This is a genomic window from Pseudarthrobacter sp. NIBRBAC000502772, assembly GCF_006517235.1.
Lineage (GTDB): Bacteria > Actinomycetota > Actinomycetes > Actinomycetales > Micrococcaceae > Arthrobacter.
Genome location: NZ_CP041188.1, coordinates 1856929 through 1876731, shown reverse-complemented (window position 1 = coordinate 1876731; position 19803 = coordinate 1856929). Strand labels below are relative to the sequence as shown.

General features: G+C 66.1%; 14 protein-coding genes and 1 pseudogene. 7 read left to right on the top strand and 8 right to left on the bottom strand.

Features of this window, described 5'->3' with window-relative positions; translation table 11 throughout:
• Positions 1-94: 94 nt before the first annotated feature.
• The 3 genes from NIBR502772_RS08800 to NIBR502772_RS08790 all read left to right on the top strand — a co-directional run bounded on the left by NIBR502772_RS08800 (position 95) and on the right by NIBR502772_RS08790 (position 2128).
• Entirely contained in the window at positions 95-1003 is a 909-nt protein-coding gene (locus NIBR502772_RS08800) for an FAD-dependent oxidoreductase (protein WP_141139899.1), read from the top strand.
• 101 nt (positions 1004-1104) lie between these two features.
• Complete coding sequence (deoC, locus tag NIBR502772_RS08795) at positions 1105-1830, top strand: deoxyribose-phosphate aldolase (RefSeq protein WP_141139898.1); 726 nt, start codon at positions 1105-1107, stop codon at positions 1828-1830.
• A 52-nt stretch (positions 1831-1882) separates the two neighbouring features.
• Entirely contained in the window at positions 1883-2128 is a 246-nt protein-coding gene (locus NIBR502772_RS08790; protein WP_104061027.1) for a hypothetical protein, read from the top strand.
• Between the two features lie 96 nt (positions 2129-2224).
• On the opposite strand, the gene NIBR502772_RS08785 is transcribed toward NIBR502772_RS08790, so the two are convergent.
• Both NIBR502772_RS08785 and mfd read right to left on the bottom strand, forming a co-directional pair.
• Positions 2225-3046: a metal-dependent hydrolase gene (locus tag NIBR502772_RS08785; protein WP_141139897.1), complete on the bottom strand. Its 822-nt coding sequence runs from the start codon at positions 3044-3046 to the stop codon at positions 2225-2227.
• 6 nt (positions 3047-3052) lie between these two features.
• Entirely contained in the window at positions 3053-6745 is a 3693-nt protein-coding gene (mfd, locus tag NIBR502772_RS08780) for a transcription-repair coupling factor (RefSeq protein WP_141139896.1), read from the bottom strand.
• On the opposite strand from mfd, the pseudogene NIBR502772_RS08775 reads away from it, so the two are divergent.
• The 4 genes and pseudogenes from NIBR502772_RS08775 (at position 6744) to nhaA (ending at position 10629) form a co-directional block, all read left to right on the top strand.
• Positions 6744-8473: pseudogene (locus tag NIBR502772_RS08775) on the top strand (DUF2867 domain-containing protein). The gene mfd and the pseudogene NIBR502772_RS08775 overlap by 2 nt on opposite strands.
• Positions 8474-8521: 48 nt before the next feature.
• Positions 8522-9019 (top strand): DUF2505 domain-containing protein, encoded by a 498-nt coding sequence (locus NIBR502772_RS08770; protein ID WP_141139895.1) that lies wholly within the window; start codon positions 8522-8524, stop codon positions 9017-9019.
• Positions 9020-9022: 3 nt separating this feature from the next.
• Positions 9023-9244 carry an SCO4848 family membrane protein gene (locus tag NIBR502772_RS08765; protein WP_104061023.1) on the top strand — a complete coding sequence of 74 codons (222 nt, stop codon included), beginning with the start codon at positions 9023-9025 and terminating at the stop codon, positions 9242-9244.
• Positions 9245-9315: 71 nt separating this feature from the next.
• Positions 9316-10629 (top strand): Na+/H+ antiporter NhaA, encoded by a 1314-nt coding sequence (gene nhaA, locus NIBR502772_RS08760; protein WP_141139894.1) that lies wholly within the window; start codon positions 9316-9318, stop codon positions 10627-10629.
• A 41-nt stretch (positions 10630-10670) separates the two neighbouring features.
• Here nhaA and sufU read toward each other — a convergent pair whose 3' ends face one another.
• The 6 genes from sufU to NIBR502772_RS08730 all read right to left on the bottom strand — a co-directional run bounded on the left by sufU (position 10671) and on the right by NIBR502772_RS08730 (position 19696).
• Positions 10671-11120: a Fe-S cluster assembly sulfur transfer protein SufU gene (sufU, locus tag NIBR502772_RS08755; RefSeq protein WP_104061021.1), complete on the bottom strand. Its 450-nt coding sequence runs from the start codon at positions 11118-11120 to the stop codon at positions 10671-10673.
• A gap of 24 nt (positions 11121-11144) precedes the next feature.
• On the bottom strand, positions 11145-12470 hold the full coding sequence (locus NIBR502772_RS08750) for a SufS family cysteine desulfurase (RefSeq protein WP_104061020.1): 1326 nt from the start codon (positions 12468-12470) through the stop codon (positions 11145-11147).
• A gap of 401 nt (positions 12471-12871) precedes the next feature.
• Entirely contained in the window at positions 12872-15499 is a 2628-nt protein-coding gene (locus NIBR502772_RS08745; RefSeq protein WP_371706882.1) for a LuxR C-terminal-related transcriptional regulator, read from the bottom strand.
• Between the two features lie 79 nt (positions 15500-15578).
• Complete coding sequence (locus NIBR502772_RS08740; RefSeq protein ID WP_141139893.1) at positions 15579-18317, bottom strand: LuxR family transcriptional regulator; 2739 nt, start codon at positions 18315-18317, stop codon at positions 15579-15581.
• A gap of 112 nt (positions 18318-18429) precedes the next feature.
• Positions 18430-19026 (bottom strand): aminoacyl-tRNA hydrolase, encoded by a 597-nt coding sequence (pth, locus tag NIBR502772_RS08735; protein ID WP_141139892.1) that lies wholly within the window; start codon positions 19024-19026, stop codon positions 18430-18432.
• A 79-nt stretch (positions 19027-19105) separates the two neighbouring features.
• Positions 19106-19696 (bottom strand): 50S ribosomal protein L25/general stress protein Ctc, encoded by a 591-nt coding sequence (locus NIBR502772_RS08730; RefSeq protein WP_141139891.1) that lies wholly within the window; start codon positions 19694-19696, stop codon positions 19106-19108.
• Positions 19697-19803 lie beyond the last annotated feature (107 nt).

Sequence of the window (19803 nt, the reverse complement as noted above, 5' to 3'; positions counted from 1 at the left end):
AGCGGGGAAACACGCCTGAAAAGCCCGCCGCCTACGCTGGGATTCATCACGAAGTCCCGGCCGCTCCAGCGGCCGCCAGCGAAAGGGCCAGCACATGTCCGCTCCGGCACCGTCCACCTCAGTTTCCCCGGCTCCGCGCATCGTCATCGCCGGGGCAGGGCCCGCCGCACAGGCGCTGGTCCGCCAGTTGGACGGTGCCCGCTTCCGCGGCACCGTCACCGTCCTCAGCAACCGGGACGACGCTCCCGCCGAACTCCTGGAGCTCGCAGAGCTGCCACAGGTATCCGTCCGCTTAGGCCAGCCAGCGAGCTTCATTGACGCGGGGAACCGCTCCGTCACCACCGCCGACGGCATGGAACTGGGCTACGACGAACTGGTCATCGCCACCGGATCAGCGCCCGTCGCGTCCCCCGTGGCGGGCGCCGGCCGCTGCCTGAGCTACTCCACGATCGACGACGCCGCCCGGATCGGCGACGCCGTCAAGGAAGTGACGCGGGAACTGGGCCGGCGGCCACTGGGAATCCTCGTGGGAACCGGCGCGGCGGCGGGCCAGGCCGAAGCGGTGCTGCGGGCCCGCGGCGTCAGGCCCATCCGCACAACGGTCCGGCCGGCCGCCGTGGTGCACTCCATCCACGGCTCAGGCCTGACCGCCTCCGGCGTTGTTTTCGAGGACGGCAGCAGCATGAACGGGGATCTGGTTGTCCTGGCCGAAGAGCGGGTTGCCCGCGATGGACTCGCCGCCAGCGCCGGACTCGCCACCGCCCCCAACGGCGGAATCGCCATCAGCAAGGACTTCAGGACATCGGTCTCCGGCATCTGGGCGATTGGTGACGCCGCAGCGTTCGACGGCGTCCGGCTGGGACTGCTGGTCGCCGCGGCTTCTGCCGCCGGAGCCTGCGCCGCGCAGCTGATGACGGCTACATCAGCGGCGGAAAGCCTGGCAGCCCACGCTGTGGAAGGCGTGGCCGCGGGTGTGGCGGAGCGTGTGCCTGCGGCCGCGTAAGCGTCCGCCCGCCGCGACACCCGCTGTGACAAGATGGTCACCTGAACAGCCACGCACCGCGTGGCTCCGGCGGCCCACAAGGCCACATGGAAAGGACCATCATGAGCAACTCAGCCACTCCTACCGACCAAACTGGAGCCGGTACGGTCTCAGCGTCGGGCAACATTGCTTCCTACATTGACCACACGCTGCTCAAGCCTGAGGCCAGCGAAGCAGAGATCCTCAAAGTGTGTGCCGAGGCCGCCGAATACCACTTCAAGTCAGTCTGCGTTAACCCCATCTGGGTCAAGACCGTCAAGACCGCCCTCAAGGGGTCCGGCGTTCTGACGTGCTCAGTGGTCGGGTTCCCGCTGGGGGCGATTCCCACCGATGTCAAGACCTTTGAAGCCCGCGGAGCCGTCCTGGACGGCGCCGACGAGGTCGACATGGTCATCAACATCGCCGCTGCCCGTGCCGGCGACAAAGGCGCCCTGGTCGAGGACATCGCCTCAGTCGCGGAAGCGGTGCACGCCAGCGGCGCCATCCTGAAGGTCATCATCGAAACCGCATTGCTCAATGATGACCAGAAGGTTCTTGCCTGCCAGGCGTCCGTTGAAGCCGGGGCGGACTTCGTCAAGACGTCCACGGGGTTCAATGGCGGGGGCGCCACGGCCGAGGACATCGCCCTGATGCGCCGCACCGTCGGCCCCGATCTCGGCGTCAAGGCGTCCGGCGGCGTACGTTCCCTTGCCGACGCGCAGGCTATGATTGCTGCAGGTGCAACACGTATTGGTGCCAGCTCCGGCATCGCCATCGTCAACGGTGAACAGGGTTCAGCCAGCTACTGACGCGGGCCCGGAGCCGCCACAGTTTGAGCCCCGCGGGGCCAAGGAGGAAACAATGTCCAGCAAGACCACCGAGTCCGGCAACACCACGGTACAGACCCCACAGAACGAGAACAGCCTTCTGGGCAGCGTCCTTCTGTTTGTACCCATGATGGCGCTGTTCCTGGGCTCCATCTACTCCCTGTCCTTCCTGACGCTCGGCAACCCGTGGCCGATGGCCGCCTGCCTGGGCATGTTCTTCCTGGCGTTCTGGATCCCGCAGACCATCATGGGCCGCTCCGATTCAGCCGGCGGCAAGTAAGAACCCTCGGTAACTTAAAAGGCTGCGGCCCCGGATATTCCGGGGCCGCAGCCTTTTAAGTCATGAACTGGACTGGCCGCTCAAGCACAGCCCGTGTCAGCCCGCGCCAAGCAGGCGGCTGACCGCGGTCTTTCCGATCGCCATGGCGGCGGGGAAATGTGCCTTTGCCAACGACCACGCCGCTACGCACATGCCCACCATCGCGTAGGCGCTGACCGGGATCAGGACCAGCCACTCGCGCTTGGAACCGGCGCGGCCCAGCAGCGGCAGGGAAAAGGCGCCGTTGGCTTTCCAGACGTCGTTGAGCACCGGCAGCTTCCGGAGGAACTTCGGTGGCTTGATGACGATCGGCCAGAGCAGCGGCACGCCCCCGGTGGTGATCATGTCCCCCACAATGTGCACTACCACCCCGGTCAGCATCGAGACAGGCAGCCAGGTCCACTGTTCCGGCGCGAACCAGGTCACCAGTCCGGCCATGGTCAGGGCAAAAATCCAGTTGCTGATGAATCCGGACTTGGGAAACAGCTTCAGTGCCTTGGCCGCAATGTTGATCATGAACATGCACAGCAGGCCTGCACCCACGGACAGCAGGCCCCAGTCCGTCTGCAGCTGGAACTGCCCGGCCATCATGGCCAGCAGCACAAAGCACGCCGCCCCGAGCACCGAGTGGGTGCCTTGACGGTGCCCGCCGCTGGCGTTCTCAATCCCCACGGCAATCAGGTTGGACAGCGGCGGCAGCGAGTTGGCCACCGTGCTGTGGCGGTGGTCCCAGTCGCACACGAGCGCCGTCCCCGCCGTCGCCATCCCGCCGATGAGGATCCCCGTAGCGTCCAGCGGATACCAGCCCAGCGTGTACGGCCCTGTTGAGGCAATGGCTACCCACGCCGCGGCCCCCGACGCGGCGTGATGTCCTCCCATCAAGGTCTAACCTCTTACTGCCGGAGCGGCGAGCGGCGCGTCGGAGAAGATGTTGCGGATAACCCCGTTGGCCCACTCCAGGATCTCGGCGTCCTGCAGGTCGCGGCCGCCGATCCTCGCCGTCTTGGGCTTCGGAATCAGCACCGCGTCAAGGGCCGGCTTGGACTGGGAACCCGGGTACATCCGGGTCAGCCGCATCAGTTTCGACTCCGGCAGCTGCGCCGGGGAGAACTTGATGAAGTTCCCCTGCAGCGCGACGTCGGACAGGCCGGCTTCGCGGGCCCCCACCCGGAAGCGGGCCACGGCGATGAGGTTCTGGACCGGCAGCGGCGGTTCGCCGTAACGGTCCACAAGCTCGGCCAGGACCTCCTCGATGGCCTCGTACGTCAATGCGGAGGCAAGCTTCCGGTAGGCCTCCAGGCGGAGCCGCTCCCCCGGCACATAATCGTGCGGGAGGTGGGCGTTGACCGGCAGCTCGATCTTCATTTCGGCGGCCTTTTCCTCGGCGTCACCGCGGAAGTCGGCCACCGCCTCACCCACCAGGCGGATGTAAAGGTCGAAGCCGACGCCCTGGATGTGGCCGGACTGCTCGCCGCCCAGCAGGTTGCCGGCGCCGCGGATTTCGAGGTCCTTCATGGCCAGCTGCATGCCGGCTCCGAGCTCGTTGTGGGTGGCCACGGCCTTGAGGCGTTCCAGGGCCACCTCGCCCAGGGGCTTCTCGGACGGGTACAGGAAGTAGGCATAGGCGCGTTCACGGCCGCGGCCCACCCGGCCGCGGAGCTGGTGCAGCTGGGAGAGGCCGTACTTGTCCGCCCCGTCCACGATCAGGGTGTTGGCGTTGGAGATGTCCAGGCCGGTCTCGATGATGGTGGTGCATACCAGGACGTCGAACCGCTTTTCCCAGAAGTCCACAATGATCTGTTCCAGCCGGCTCTCGGACATCTGCCCGTGCGCCACCTCAACACGTGCTTCCGGAACCAGTTCACGGATCTTCGCGGCCGTCCGGTCGATGGTGGACACCCGGTTGTGCACAAAGAACATCTGGCCTTCGCGCATCAGCTCACGCCGGATGGCCGCCGAGGTCTGCTTGTCCGTGTACGGTCCCACATATGTCAGCACGGGATGGCGTTCTTCCGGCGGCGTGGCCAGCGTGGAGGTTTCCCGGATGCCGGTCAACGACATCTCCAGCGTACGCGGGATCGGGGTGGCGCTCATGGCCAGCACGTCCACGTTGGTCCGCATTTTCTTCAATGCTTCCTTGTGCTCCACACCGAAGCGCTGCTCCTCGTCCACGATCACCAGGCCCAGGTCCTTGAACGCGAAGTCCTTCGACAGCAGCCGGTGGGTGCCGATGACGACGTCAACGGAGCCGCTCTTGACGCCCTCCACGGTCTCTTTGGTTTCCTTGGCCCCCTGGAACCGCGACAGGGCCTTGACCCGCAGGGGGAAGCCGGAGAAGCGCTCGGTGAACGTTTCGAAGTGCTGCTGGGCGAGCAGGGTGGTGGGCACCAGGATCGCCACCTGCTTCCCGTCCTGGACCGCCTTGAACGCGGCCCGGACGGCGATCTCGGTTTTGCCGTAGCCCACGTCGCCGGACACCAGGCGGTCCATGGGGATCTCGCGCTCCATGTCCGCCTTGACCTCATTGATGGTGGTCAGCTGGTCCGGCGTCTCCACGTACGGGAAGGCCTCCTCCAGCTCACGCTGCCACGGAGTGTCCGGCCCGAAGGCATGGCCCTTTGAGGCCATCCGCGCGGAGTACAGCCGGATGAGCTCGCCGGCGATCTCCTTGACGGCCTTGCGTGCCTTGGACTTGGTGCTGGCCCAGTCGGAGCCGCCCATCTTGCTGAGCACCGGGGTATCGCCGCCGACATAGCGGGTCACCTGGTCCAGCTGGTCGGTCGGGACAAACAGGCGGTCCCCGGGGGCGCCGCGCTTAGACGGGGCGTATTCCAGGACCAGGTACTCGCGGACGCCGTCTCCGCCGCCGGCCACCTTGCGCTGGATCAGTTCGATGAAGCGGCCAATGCCGTGCTGTTCGTGCACCACGGAATCGCCGTTGACCAGCTGCAGCGGGTCAACGGCGTTCCGCCGCTTGGACGGCATGCGCCGCATGTCCTTGGTGGAGCCCGCGGACGTCCGTCCCAACAGGTCCGCTTCCGTGAGCAGCCCCAGCTTGAGGCTGTCCAGGACAAAACCGCGTCCGACGGCGGCAGTGGTCACCTCGATGATGCCCGCCTGCGGCTCCTTCTCAAGGGTGTCCACGCGGGCGCAGGGGATGTCGGCGTCGTGGAACAGTTCCGCCAGGCGCTGCGCCGGGCCGGGACCCTCCGTGGCCACCACGATCCGCCACTGGTCCCGGACGTGGGAGCCGATGAAGTCCATCATCTCGGCCACATCACCCTGGTACCCGCGCGGTTCGCGGGCGCGGAGGTTCAGGACGTCAATCTCGGGCAGCAGCTCCTCGTCAGTGGCCAGCGACGTGATGGACCACCAGGACACCTCGTGCTCCAGCGAGAAGCTCCGCGTTTCGGCCAGGGAACGGAAGCTGGCTGAGTGCAACGCTGCCGACGCCTGCGAACTGAGGTCCAGCGGAGCCGTGCCGCCATCCGAGGCCGTGGACCAGGCTGCTTCCAGGAACTCCTCATTGGTGGCCGCAAGATCATGTGCGCGCCGGCGGACCTTTTCCGGTTCAATGATCACCGAGATGGACCCGGCGGGCAGCTGCTCCACGAACGGGACCATGGCGTCCACCAGCACCGGGGCCAGGGATTCCATCCCTTCCACCGCGATGCCGCCGGCGATCTTCTCCAGCATGTCCGCGGCCGCGGGAAGCTGCGCCTTCAGGGTGGCTGCGCGCGACATCACCGACGGCGTGATGAGGATTTCGCGGCAGGGCGGGGCGTGGAGCTCGGCGGGGTGGTGCACCCCGGGCGCCGACAGCGAGCGCTGGTCGGCCACCGCGAACCAGCGCATCTGGTCCACCTCGTCGCCGAAGAACTCCACCCGGATGGGATGGTCCTCGGTGGGCGGGAAGACGTCGATGATGCCGCCGCGGACGGCAAACTCGCCACGGCGGGTGACCATGTCCACGCGTGCGTAGGCGGCATCGGCAAGGCTCCGCACCACGCTGGAAAACGGCATGTCCTGTCCCACCTTCAGGGTGACCGGAACCAGGTCACCCAGCCCGGCGACGATCGGCTGGACCACCGCGCGCACCGGTGCCACCACCACACGCAGCCGGCCCGCCGTCGAACTTTCCGGGTGCGCCAGGCGGCGCAGGACGGACAGCCGGCGGCCCACCGTGTCGGAGCGGGGCGAGAGCCGTTCGTGTGGCAAGGTTTCCCAACTGGGGAACTCGGCCACTGAATCGGCCGGCAGGTAAGCGCGCAGGGCCGCTGTCAGATCCTCTGCTTCGCGTCCTGTCGCGGTGACCGCCAGCACCACAGGAGGGAGCCCGCCGTCGGGAGTTCCTTCGTCGGCGCCGGCGTCCAGGCCGTCTGCCATTTCCGCCAGCAGGACGGCGCGGAGTCCGGCCGGCGCGCTGATCTGGTAGTCCTGGCCCCGGACGTCAAAACCCCTGGCCGCCTCCGCCTGGACCCGCGCGAACGTCTGGTCTTCTGCCAGGACACGGCGCAGTCCGGTCAGCGAGGGACCACCGATGGACGGGCCAGGATGGGACGGGCCAGTGGGGCTCATGGCGGAAACTCCTGTGGGTTCATGGGATCGCAGGCAACACGAAAGCCCGAAATTCACTTCGAATCCCGGGTCATCCCAGCCTACCCCTGCCCCGGGGCCCGGCGGGCACCCCGTTGCTAAGCTTGCTGAGGAAGCGCGCCTGTTGCGCGCCTCCGCCTGCCGGCCTGAGGAGCTTTCAGTGAGCGATGGCAACAGCCCGAGCGACACTCCCCCCACCGTGGCACCGGGGACGGCGCGAACCGTCCTGGTGACCGGCGCCACCGGCTACATCGGCGGCCGCCTGGTCCCCCGGCTGCTGGAGGCCGGGCACACCGTCAAGGTCCTGGTCAGAACCCCGGCAAAGATCGCCGGCGTGCCGTGGCTGGGCAAGGTTGAGGTCATCGAGAGCAGTCTCGACGACGGCGGAGCCCTGGAGCAGGCGCTGGCCGGCGTCGACGTGCTCTACTACCTCGTCCACTCCATGGCTTCCGGCGCCGGCTTCGAGTCCAAGGAAAAGTCCATGGCGGAAACGGCCGCCACAGCCGCCGCGGCCGGCGTAGGCCGGATCGTCTACCTGGGCGGCCTGCACCCGGCCAACGTGGAACTGTCCACCCACATGCGGTCCCGGGAAGCCGTGGGAGAGGTGTTCCTGGACGGCGCGGTGGACTCGGTGGTCTTCCAGGCCGGGGTGGTGATCGGCTCCGGGTCCGCGTCCTTCGAAATGATCCGCCACCTGTCCGAAACGCTTCCGCTGATGCCGGCCCCGAGCTGGGTGCGCAACAAGATCGAGGCGATCGCCGTCCGGGACGTGCTGCACTACCTTGTGGGCGCCGCATCCTTGGACGGGCCCGTCAACCGCACCTTCGACATTGGCTGCCGGCAGGTCCTGAGCTACGCGGGCATGATGAAGGAATACGCCGCCGAGGCCGGGCTGCCGTACCGGGTGGTGCTGGCTCTGCCCATTCCCGCCCCGAGGCTCGCCGGCGTGTGGGTGGCCCTGACCACGCCCATCCCGCTGTCCATGTCGCTCCCGCTCGTCGAGTCGCTGCAGCACGATGCGGTGTCCCGCGAGCACGACATCGACGCCCATATCCCGGTGCCGGCAGGCGGCCTGACCCCGTACCGGCAGGCCGTTGCCCTAGCCCTGGGCAAGGAGCGTGACGGCCAGGTGGAAACCACCTGGTCAAATGCCGGGGCCGACGCCGATCCGCTGCCCAGTGATCCGGACTGGGCGGGCCACACGGTCTATGTGGATGAGCGGACCTTCCACGGCAATGTTGATCCCGCCCACGTGTGGACCATCATCGAAGGAATCGGCGGCCGGAACGGCTGTATTCCCTGCCGCTGGCATGGCGCGTGCGTGGCTGGCTGGACAAGCTCACCGGCGGCGCGGGCCTGCTGCGGGGACGCCGACACCCCGGCACCCTGGCCTCGGGCGAAGTGGTGGACTGGTGGCGCGTGGAACGGATCGAGCGCGGAAAACTGTTGCGCCTCCGCGCGGAGATGCGCGCCCCCGGACGTGCTTGGCTTGAACTGTCCGTGGAACCTGACGGGACGGGCAGCCGCTACCGGCAGCGGGCCATTTTCTTCCCCAAGGGCCTCAGCGGAAAGCTCTACTGGCTTGCCGTGCTGCCCTTCCACAGCCTCATATTTCCGGCGATGGCACGGAACATCACCACGGCGGCGCAGAAAATCGCCAGCGCCGACAGCGCGGAGGCCGGTTCCAACAACACGCACGGCTCCCCGTAGGATGTGGGGAGCAAAAAGCGTTCTGACCTACACATCACTGGAGGACCCATGGCACTGAGTGCAACCACTACCCTTCCGCATGCCGTCGACAGCGTCGCTGCCGTCTTTATCAACGAGGACTTCCAGCGGCACACGAGCCAATTCGTTGGCGGCACACTTGAATCCTTCGAGGTGGCCGGAGACGTTGACGGAGTATTCAGCACCACCTCGGTCCGCACGCTGCCCACCACCCGGCTGCCGGAGATCGCCCGGAAGTTCGTGGGCGAAAAGCTAACGGTGACGCAGGTGGAGAAGTGGGACGCCCCGGCGGCCGACGGTTCCCGCCAGAGCAACATCACGCTGAAGATCGCTGGCGCCCCCCTAGATGTGACCGCGGTCCAGCGGCTCGTCGCGGACGGCGGCAGCACGCGCATTGAACTCGAAGGCAACGTCACGTCCTCCGTTCCCTTCCTGGGCGGCAAGATCGCCGAGGCGGCTGAGCCCATGGTGTCCAAGGCCCTGAACATCCAGTCCCAGCAGGCCCAGGCCTGGCTCGAAAGCCACTAAGCCGTGCAGCTCCCCGTGTTTGCGGGCGTGGTCCTGATCATCGCCGGCCTCTGGTCCCTGGTGGTCTGGCCGCAGTTCCTGCGCCGTGTGATGAAGGATCCCAGGGCGCGGGACGCCGCCGGCAAGGCCACAAAGTTCCTCACCGTCCACGTGGTGCTGGTCAGCATCTCGATGGTGCTGGGAGCTGCCACTGCCGTGATCGGGGTTATGGGCCTGCTCGGGTAGGCTGGACACAGGTGCGCCGGGAAGTCTGGTCGGCAACAGTTTTGCCGACCCCTTAATTCCAGGAGCCACGCATGGCCAAGCGCCCTTCCCGACCCGCCTTCGCTGCCAGAGTCCTCAGCCGCTCAAGCTACCCCGAATTCCTGCGGATCTCAGAGATCCTCAGGCTGGAAACAGCCGGCGGCGCCCTCCTTTTGCTGGCCACGGCCGCGGCCCTCATCTGGGCCAACTCGCCGGCGGCTGAGGGCTACTTCGCGCTGCGTGACCTGAAAATCGGGTATGAGCCCTGGCACCTCCGGCTCTCCCTGGGGCACTGGGCGTCGGACGGTCTCCTGGCCATCTTCTTCTTCCTGGCCGGCCTGGAACTCAAACGGGAGTTTGTCTCCGGTGAACTCCGCAAAGTGTCCAAGGCGGTGGTTCCGGTGGCCGCGGCCGTGGGCGGCGTGGCAGTTCCGGCCCTGATCTACACGCTGGTGAACCTGGGCCAGGGCGCCGGGAGCCTGCGGGGCTGGGCCATTCCCACAGCCACCGATATCGCCTTTGCCCTGGCCGTGCTGGCCGTCATCAACACGCACCTGCCTGCGGCCCTCCGGACCTTCCTGCTGACCTTGGCCGTAGTGGATGACCTGCTGGCCATCGGCATCATTGCCTTCTTCTACTCGTCCGGTCTGCAGCCGCTTTTCCTGTTGGCGGCACTGGTTCCGCTGGGGCTGTTTACCCTGCTGGCCCAGAGGAGGGTCCGCAGCTGGTATCTGTTGCTGCCGCTGGCCGCCGCCACCTGGGGACTCGTGCACGCTTCCGGTATCCATGCCACGGTGGCCGGAGTGCTGCTCGCTTTTGCCGTCCCGGTGCTGGCGTCGCGGAAACGCGGTGAGGCGGGTTCCGGTATGGCTGAGTCCCTGGAACACCGGCTCCGCCCGCTTTCGGCAGGTTTCGCCGTCCCGGTCTTCGCCTTCTTTTCCGCCGGAGTTGCCGTGGGCGGCCTCGACGGCTTCCGGTCGGCCCTGGCGGATCCCGTGGCGGTGGGAATTGTGGCTGCCTTGGTGGCCGGCAAAACGATTGGCGTGTTCGGCACTACCTACCTGATCACTAAGACCACCAGGGCAAAGCTCGACGACGGCCTGGCCTGGATCGATGTTGCCGGCCTTGCGATATTGGCCGGAGTGGGCTTCACGGTGTCGCTGCTGATCGCCGAGCTGAGCTTCGGTGCGGGCTCGGCCTACGATGACCACGCGAAGGTGGCCATCCTCACCGGATCACTGGTTGCCGCCCTGCTGGCCGCCGTGGTGCTCCGGCTCCGGAACCGGCATTACCGCGCAGTGGAACGTGCGGAACGGCATGATGCTGACGGCGACGGCATCCCGGACGTTTTCGAGCACCGGGGCTGAGAGGCTCGGCGCGGCGCCGGACCTGCGTCGGACCGTAAGGGCTAGGCGGCCTGGTTCAGGGCGTCCTCGGCGGCCACCCAGGAAATCATGGCGCACTTAACGCGCGCAGCGTAGCGGGCCACACCCTCGAAAGCCGCGGCGTCGCCCAGGATCTCGGGATCGGCGGGGATCTTCCCGCGCGACCGGAGCACTTCGCGGAAGTTGCCAATGACGGCGTGGAGCTCGTCCACGGTCATTCCCTCTGCGAGTTCGCTGAGGACCGACGCCGATGCCATCGAGATGGAACACCCTTCGCCGTCCCAGGAAATCTGCGCCACCTTGCCGTCTTCCACAGCCACCCGCAGCGTGACTTCGTCGCCGCAGACCGGGTTGAGCTGGTGGGACTGGCCCGTGGACGCCCCCGCCGGCGCGGCGATGCCTGCCAGTCCGCTGCCGTGTCGGGCTTTGGAATGGTCAAGGATGATCTGCTGATACAGCTGGTCAAGGCTCATGGTGGTGTACCTTCGGTGATCGCGCTAGACGCGGAAGTAGGAGCGGACTCCGGCGACGGCTTCCAGGAAGGCATCGACGTCGTCGGTGGTGTTGTACAAGTAGGCGCTTGCCCTGGTGGTTGCGGTCAGGCCCAAGCGGCGGTGCAGCGGCTGGGCGCAATGGTGACCCACGCGGACGGCGATGCCCCGGGAATCCAGGAACTGCCCGACGTCGTGCGCGTGCACGCCGTCGACGTGGAACGCGGCAAGGCCGATCCGTTCCTGTCCGGCGGCGGGCCCCAGCACGCGGATGCCGGGAATGGACTCCAGCCCCGCCACCATCCGCTGGCCGAGCTCCGCTTCCCAGCGGTGCACGCGGTCCAGGCCGGTTTCCGTGAGGTAGTTGGCTGCGGCGGCCAGGGCAACGGCCTGCGAGATGCGCTGGGTGCCGGCCTCGAAGCGCTGCGGCGCGGGCAGGTACTCGGCCCGCTCCATGGTCACCGTGGTGATCATGGAACCGCCCGTGAGGAACGGCGGCAGCACATCCAGGAGGTCCTGCTTGCCGTAGAGGACCCCGATTCCGGTAGGCGCCAGCATCTTGTGCCCGGAGAACACGGCGAAGTCGACGTCAAGCCCCTTGACGTTCAACGGCAGGTGAGGTGCCGACTGGCAGGCGTCCAGGACCACGAGGGCTCCGGCCTGCCGCCCCAGCGCAACCAGTTCCTGTACGGGATTAATTGTGCCCAGCACGTTGGAGGCGTGGGTGAACGCGAGGACCTTGGTTTTGCTTCCCAGGATCTCGGCCGCAATATCCAGCCGCAGGGCACCGGCGTCGTCGATGGGGATGTAACGCAGCGTGGCGCCGGTGCGGAACGCCAGTTCCTGCCAAGGGATCAGGTTGGCGTGGTGCTCCATTTCGGTCACCACGATCTGGTCACCCGGGCCCACTGCGAGGTCTTTCAGCCGGGCGTCGCCGCGCCCCTGCGCCGCCCACAGCGCGGCGTTGGACAGCGCGTAGCTGAGCAGGTTCAGGCCTTCGGTGGCGTTGGAGGTCCACACCGTTTCCGCGTAGCCGGCACCGATGAAGTCCGCTATGGTCTCGCGGGCACCTTCGAACACCTCTGTTGCTTCCACGGCAAGGTAGTGGGCGCCCCGGTGCACGGCAGCGTTGCGCTGTTCGTAAAACTCCTGCTCAGCTTCGATGACACTGAGCGGGTTTTGCGAGGTGGCGCCCGAATCGAGGTACACCAGGGGCTGGCCGTTCACCAGCTGGCCAAGTACGGGGAAGTCGTTTCGAATCCTGAGGACTTCGGCGTTATCCATGGCCGGCACTGCGCGTTCCAGCGTGGCAGGCGTTGATACTAGGGCCAAAGCTAAACTCCTTGAGATGCCAATGGATTGACACTCAATTGTCCCACAACACCACTATGGCGGCGGCCCGATGGGCAACCGCCACAGCAGCTCCGGGCTTCAGCCCGCGGAAGTGAGGGCCGGCGACGGCTGGGGGGAGAGTCTCGGTCTCAGAAGACTCTGACGTCGCCGGCCCCGCTTCGGTCCAGCCCCAGGGGCCGGAAGTTTGCTTCAAAATGAGGCCTGAAAGTCTGTTGGCCGGTCCGCGGTTTTGGTGGCTCCGTGTTTTCCTGCCGCACTAAGTCAATCGCATGCTGAAGCTCAGCACACGAGTAGGCAGTACTCTACTTTCTGGGGCGGGGGCTACGCGTTTCCGGACGTCCGTACACAAGGTCCCGGACGCATGGCGTCCGTACGCAGGCCTAGTTCGGAAGGGCCGAAGCCAGTTCGTCGCGGCTCCGCACGCCGAGTTTGACGTACGTGCGGTAGAGGTGGCCCTCCACAGTACGCACGGACACCATGAGTCTTTGTGCGATCTCCCGGTCGGTGAGACCTTTCACAGCGAGCTCTACGATGTCCTGTTCCCGGCGGGTGAGGTGCACGCTGGGTGCTGCGGCGATGAAGTGGCCTTCCCGGAACCGCTCGCCCAGTTCGTGGTCGCACTTCTCCCGCAGGGCCACCGCCTGACGGGCCCGCCGGCGCTCACCGGAGCTTTCAAGGACGGTGCTCGACCGCGCGTAGGCTTCCCGCGCAAGGTTAACGAATCCCGCGCTTTCAAGCATGGCCGCCGTTTCCATGATGGAATCGGCGTCCTCGGACTCCCAATGCCCCGCCAGGGTGAGCATTGCCGCGGCCCAGCGGCCTTCAACGCTCCCCGCCAGTGAGTGGACCAGCGGGATCACGGAATGGTCGCCCAGGTCCCAGCAGAGAGCCAACAGTTCCAGGAGTGTCCCGGCCCGGGTGGTCACCTCGGGCGTGGTGGCCAGTGTGTGGAGGCGTGCCAGGCCTTTTCCGTCATGCGCCACATACTCGGATGCCGCTGCCGCGTACGCCCTCGCAAGGAGTCCGTAGCCGGGGGAACCCTGCGGTGAATCCTTGTAATCCAGCTCAAGCCGGCCGGCCTGGGCGGCGTCGCCGAGCCTCGCCGCTACATAAAACGCCAGCCCGGAACCAAACCGGAACATCTGCAGCGGATCGTTGAGCCTCAGCGTCTCCACCGCCGGCAACAGCGTTTGGTACGCGCGTTCCATCCGCCCCTGCCGCAGGAGCGAGTAGCCACGGAGCACCTCGAGGCTGCCGCCGAAATAGGCGACACCCCGCGGCTGCCCGGCAGCATAGTTCGCCAACTCCCGTTCCGCCGAGTCCCACTCCCCCATGGCCAGGTAATCTGCCACCAGGTGGCCAAGGACAAATTCGTTGAAGAAGAACACGCCACCCTGCAGTGAGGGAAGTTCCGAGACGGCCAGCAATGCGGCATCCAGCCCCTGGACGGCCCGTCCGGCCGGGGCAAGCGAATGGGCCAGCAGCGCCAGGCCCACCGCACGCAGGGCGTCGTCCGTGGCATCGCCGGCGCGGCTGCTCCGAAGTTCCTGGACCTCGGCCTCCAAGGCCTGGTGGTTGCCTGCTTCGCAAAGTTCCAGCAGGCGAAGCAAGCGCTCCTGCCAGGGCCCGGCCGGCGCACCGGCGGTCTCCTGGGAATCCGGCGGCACAGCATCCGGGCCAGCCGTCATGGCGCCTGCGCCCTGAAGCGCATCACGGGAATCGGCCGTGAATACTGACAGCGGCGTTCCCAGAGCCTGGTGTGCCATGGCCCTGAGCATCAGGACCGGAACAGCCCAGGCACCGTTCCCCAGCTGTAGCCAGCATCCGTCCAGGAGCTTGGCCGCACCCGCAAAGTCGCCTTCATTGAATAAGGCGCGCCCCTGGACGGCCTGTGCCTGCGGCACGAGGTCCGGGTCCGCGACCTTCGCCGCCATCATCCGGCTGCTCCGGTTCCGGGAGTGGACCAAGGCAGTGCGGGCCGCCTCAAGCAGCTCGGGATCGGATATTTTCAATCCACATTCAAGGGCCCATTCCACGGCCCTCATCCTGCCTTCAGACCCTTTCGGAGCGGTTCCCAGCTGATCCCGGATCTTTTCAAGCAGCTGCAGGCTCCGGGACACCGAGATACTTGTGCGCAGCGCCTCGCCGAACACGGAGTTCCAGATCCGGAGATCGGCTGGAATGCCGGAACTTTCCACCATCATCTGCTGGTCCAGCAGCGTGCGGACTACTTCAGCGCCAAAAATATCCTCGATCACCTTCCGGCTCACGGGCCCGGCGAGGGCGACAAGTTTCAGGACTTCCTGCTCTTCCGGGCTGCGGCGGAGCATGTCCTTTACCACCACCTCGGCGAGTCTGGGTCCGTCGGCAGGCAACGGGCCCAGCAGCATCCAGATCCCGTTCCGCTTTGCGAGTTCGCCCCGCTCTGCGGCATCATGCAGCAAGGCATCAAGAATCCGCGGATTTCCGCCGGACGCGCTCCAGATTGTGTCAATGGTTCCGGAGGGGATTGTTCCATCAAGTGCGTGGGAGAGGACTTCCTCGACCTGCTCCCGGTTCATGGGTCGGAGATCCACACGGTCCGCCAGGCCGTCATACCAAAGCTGAGCGAGCGGCTGGGGCAGCCCGGGCCGCGGCCTGCCGGCAGCAAGCACTGTGGCCCAGCCAGCGGAGATCATGTCGGCGACGATGCTGGCCGTTGCCTCGTCCAGGTGATGGGCGTCATCCATCATCAGAAGCAACGGGGTATCCTTGCCGGCTTTCAGCTTCTCAAAGTACCTCCACACGGACCGCAGCACAGCCACCGAAGACACGGAGTCTTCGGCCGTCAGCTCCGCCGTGTAGGGTGCCAAAACTCCAAAGGGAACGCCGGACAGCGACGAACTTCCATGGATCTGGACAATGATCATCTCCTGCGAAAGCCGCTCGGTGATGGCCTCGGTCAGCGTTGACTTCCCGATGCCCGGGCCCGCCATGAGGAACACGGCCTGGCTCGTCCGGCTGCGAATGATGTTGCAGATCCGGTCCAGCGGCTCACGCCGGCCCGTGAGCAGTCGATATTGCGTTCCCTGTTTGGCAGCGTGGCCGTTAGACGAGTCCAGTCAGATCACCCCTGGATGTAACTCCGAGCTTGGTAAAGACCTGGTAAAGGTGGCCTTCCACTGTGCGCACGGACACGCCCATCTCCACGGCGATATCGCGGTTGGACGCGCCCCGGCCGGCCAGCCGCGCGATCTGCCTCTCCCTGGCGGTCAGCAGCGGGCTGCCGCTGCTCGGCACGATCGGCAGGCTTGCCACGGTGGCTGCGAGGATGTCCAGTCGGGCCTGTGCAGTCCTGGCGGAAACCGAATCACCGGCCTGCCGGGCGTAGTCAACGGCCAGCGCCATGCACCGGGCCTCAACGGCATCCAGTTCCAGGGTGGCCGCCAGTTCCCCGCCGGCAAGCAACGTTTTGGCGTCGTGGGTGCGGCTGCCCACGGCGACAAGTCGCGAAATTTCCGCCAAGGGGCCCTGGCGTTGCCCGGCCACTTGTTCCATCAGCCGGAAGTCCGCTTCCGTGCCGTTGACCGTGGCGCCGAGCAGGCTGATCCCGGCCAGGGTGAACCTGCCTGCTGCGATGTCACGGCGGGCTGACTGCTTGAGGCGGGTGGCTGCGTCATTGTCTCCCAGCCATCGGGCGGCCATATCAGCGCAGAATTCCGTGCGGCTCCGGGTGGCATGGTCAGCGACACCTGCCGTCCGCTGCAGCCGGTCAAGATACTGCCGGGACTGCCCGGCATTGCCGATCTGCGCATACGCGAAGGCGATGGCGGCGTAGGCGGCGCGGAGCAGGCTCTGGACGGGCCGCAGTTCCAGCTGTGCAGCGGCCGAGAGCAGCGAATCAAGGGCAACGGCGCCGCGGCCCGAATACACGTAGGCGATGCCGGCCGCTAGCTCCGCGGCGGCGCTCCGGTAAGGGAGCCGGTGGAACTCGCGCGCGGAAGGCGGATCCAGGAGGTCGATGCACCGGCGCCATTGCCCTGCCATCAGGAGCACGTTGTACGCCCGGCCGGCGAACCTCTCGCGCAGCCCCACGATCTCGGCGGCGTCCGAGATCTGCCCGCCCAGCTGCCTCATCAGGCTCAGGGCGTCCATTTCCCGCCCGGCCATGGACAGGGCGCTCATGAGGATCACCGCTGAGTTCATCCTGAACCAGGTGTCCGGATTCTGCCCGGGGTCCGCAGCGGCTTCCAGTGCCGGCAAGGCGGAGGCGTAGTCTCCCACAAAAGCCTGGTACTCGAATTCGCTGAGGCTGATCCGGTTGGCCGCAGCAGCCAGCGGATCCGGCCAGCCCTTCGCGATTCCTGGCTCCACGCCCAGCCGCTTCCGTGCCGTCTGCAGCAGCGCCGGCACCCGGGCGGTGTGTTCGGGGAGCCAGACCATGACCCGGGATTTTGCCTCGACCACCCGGGCGAACTCCTCAACGTCCAGGTTGTCCAGCTGCGGCTGGGAAATATCGTCCAGTGCTGCCATGGCCTGCACCGGGAGGTCCATGAGCAGGTACGCTGCGGCTTTCTGCCGCTGGGCAGGCACCCATTGAGGGTCATTCCGCTTCAGCGTGTCGGCATATTTGAGCGCAAAATGGGGGTCAAAGAGCTGTACTGCGGCTTCGGCGGCGGCAAGCGCCATGGCCGGACTCAGCTCGGCCTCGCATTCCTGGGTCCAGGCGCCGAACGCCATCAGTTCTTCCATCGTCATCGTGGCAGGGTCAGGTTCCTTGCCGCCCAGGAGCAGGCTCCGCAGTTCCCTTCGCCGAGTGATGCTGAGCCAGGAGCGGACAACGTCGCCGAGGTACTTTTCACGCAGTGAAACCCATCGGTTGTCCGAGGAATCGATCTCCAGCAGGCCCGAATCTTCCATGTCCGCCACCACGCCGGCACCGTACACTTTGGTCAGCCTGGACAGTTCCACGCTGCGGGCGCACGAGAGCATCTCAATGACATCCCGTTCCTCCGGAGACTTCCGGGTCCACTGGGACCGGACGATGTCGTCGAGGCTGGCCGCGCCGTCGAGCACCACCTTGTCCCGAAGAGTCCAGACGGAGTCCGACAGAACCAGGTTCCCCGAATGCTGCTGCTCGGTTACAAGCGCTTTCAGGAGCAGGGGGTTGCCGCCAACCATGGTGTGGAAAGTGCTGACCAGGGAGGCCGAAACGCGGTGGCCCAGCAGGGAAAGCAGCACCTGGCGGGTTTGCAGCTCGTTGAGGTTGTCCAGCCTGACCTCGGTGAGCCGGCGGTCGTTGAGGAGCCAGTGGAAGTCGGCCGGTAGATCACTGACCATGGGTGCCACGGCCACCATGCGGGCGGTCCCGGTCAGGAGGATGTTGAGCAGGACGCCGGCGCTCATGTCATCAATGCTGCCGGCGGTGTCCAGGGTGATGACGCACTGGCGCCCCGCGGCATCGCTTTTGATGAGGGACGTAATGCCGCGGAGGATGGCTGTGGGCGACCCCATGTACGCCTGGGGAAGACGCGCCAGCAGGAAAGCCAGGCAACCGTAGGGTGTTTTGCCGGACGACGGTCCGCTGCGCAGCTGCAACGTCCAGATATCCGGGCCAAGGTCGGCAACGGCTGTCCTGGCCAAGGATGACTTACCTACACCTCGTCCGCCGGTGATGACGACTCCGAGGGAGTCGAGGCTGGTCAGGGCGGCGCGGACGGCTTCGAGGTTGGCGCTCCGTGCGGGCACGGACCATCGCTGCGGCTCTGACACGCCTGCAGTGTCGGTGCGCAGCTCAAGGTCGTTGAGCGGTGACCCACGTCCCCAGCTGAGTGGCTCGATTGACATGAACTTGTCCCCTACATCCCACTAAAGCGGGATAAGCCCCATCGCTCCCCCGCTTAGGAAGAAGACTACCCCTTGGCACACACAGGTAAACAGGGACAGACGGTTTTAAGTTTTATTCCTGAACGTCTGACCTGGCCGGATGGAACTTCTGCTGGGCCGCAGTCAGCCCTTCCCTGACCAGCATCTCCACGGCATCAGCCGCCTCATCGAGCAGGAACGGAAGGTCCTTGCGCTCTGCAGTGCCAAAATCGCGCAGGACATAGTCTGCAGTGTCCATCCGACCTGGAGGGCGGCCCACGCCCACCCGCACCCGGAGGTAATCCTTGGTGGCCAGCGCCTTGGACATGTCCCTGAGACCGTTGTGGCCGCCCTCACCGCCGCCGCATTTCAGCTTTATGGTGTTGAACGGAATATCAATCTCATCGTGCACCGCGACAACGTGGTCAGGGTCAATGCCGTAAAAATTTGCCAGGCCCGATACCGGGCCGCCGGAAACATTCATGTAGCTCATCGGCTTGGACAGCACCACCCGGGGGCCGCCGATCCCCAGCCGTCCTTCGAGCACCTGGGCGCGTGCCTTGTGGGTTTTGAACTTGCCACCCATCCGGCCCGCGAGTTCGTCCAGGACCATCTGGCCGACATTGTGCCGGTTGCCCTTGTATTCGGCCCCGGGGTTTCCGAGGCCAACGATCAGCCAGGTGTCAGTCATTATTCAATCCTAGGGTGGTCCGGACATGGCTGTGGCCGGACCCCGACAGGGTCCGGCCACATATCAAACTGTGCCGTTATTACTCGCCTGCGACTGCGGCTGCGGAGTCAGCCTGTGCCTCTTCCTCAGAGACCTCAGTGGCCTCGGAGATGTGGACAACCAGGGCGTCGGCGTCGGCCAGCAGGACCGAACCCTTCGGCAGGACCAGGTCGGAAGCGTGGATGTGCTGTCCGGCGGAGCGGCCTTCGATGTCGACTTCGATGGCCGTGGGCAGGTGGGTTGCCTCAGCCTCAAGGGAGATGACGGTGAGTTCCTGGTTGAAGACGCTGCCCGGAGCCAGTTCGCCAACGATGTGAACCGGGATGTCCACGGTGACTTTTTCGCCCTTGATGACGGTCAGCAGGTCGATGTGCTCGATGATCTGCTTGATCGGGTCGCGCTGGACGTCCTTGACCAGGGCCAAGTGCTCTTCGCCGTTGACGTCCAGGGACAGCAGGGCGTTGGCTTTGCGGACTGCAAGCGTGGTGGCCTTGGCCGGAAGCGTGATGTGCATCGGCTCGGCGCCGTGGCCGTAGATGACGGCAGGGATCAGGTTGGCCATGCGCGCGCGGCGGGCGAAGCCCTTGCCGAATTCGGTGCGTACTTCTGCTGCGAGCTTCTGCTCAGACATGTGTATCTCCTCGGAAGACTAAAAGGTGTTCAGCAAGGGCGGAGGTCTGTTACGACCTTCAACGCCGGGCGGCCGTGACGCGGCCCTTCCAGAAGGGAGATTCAGAC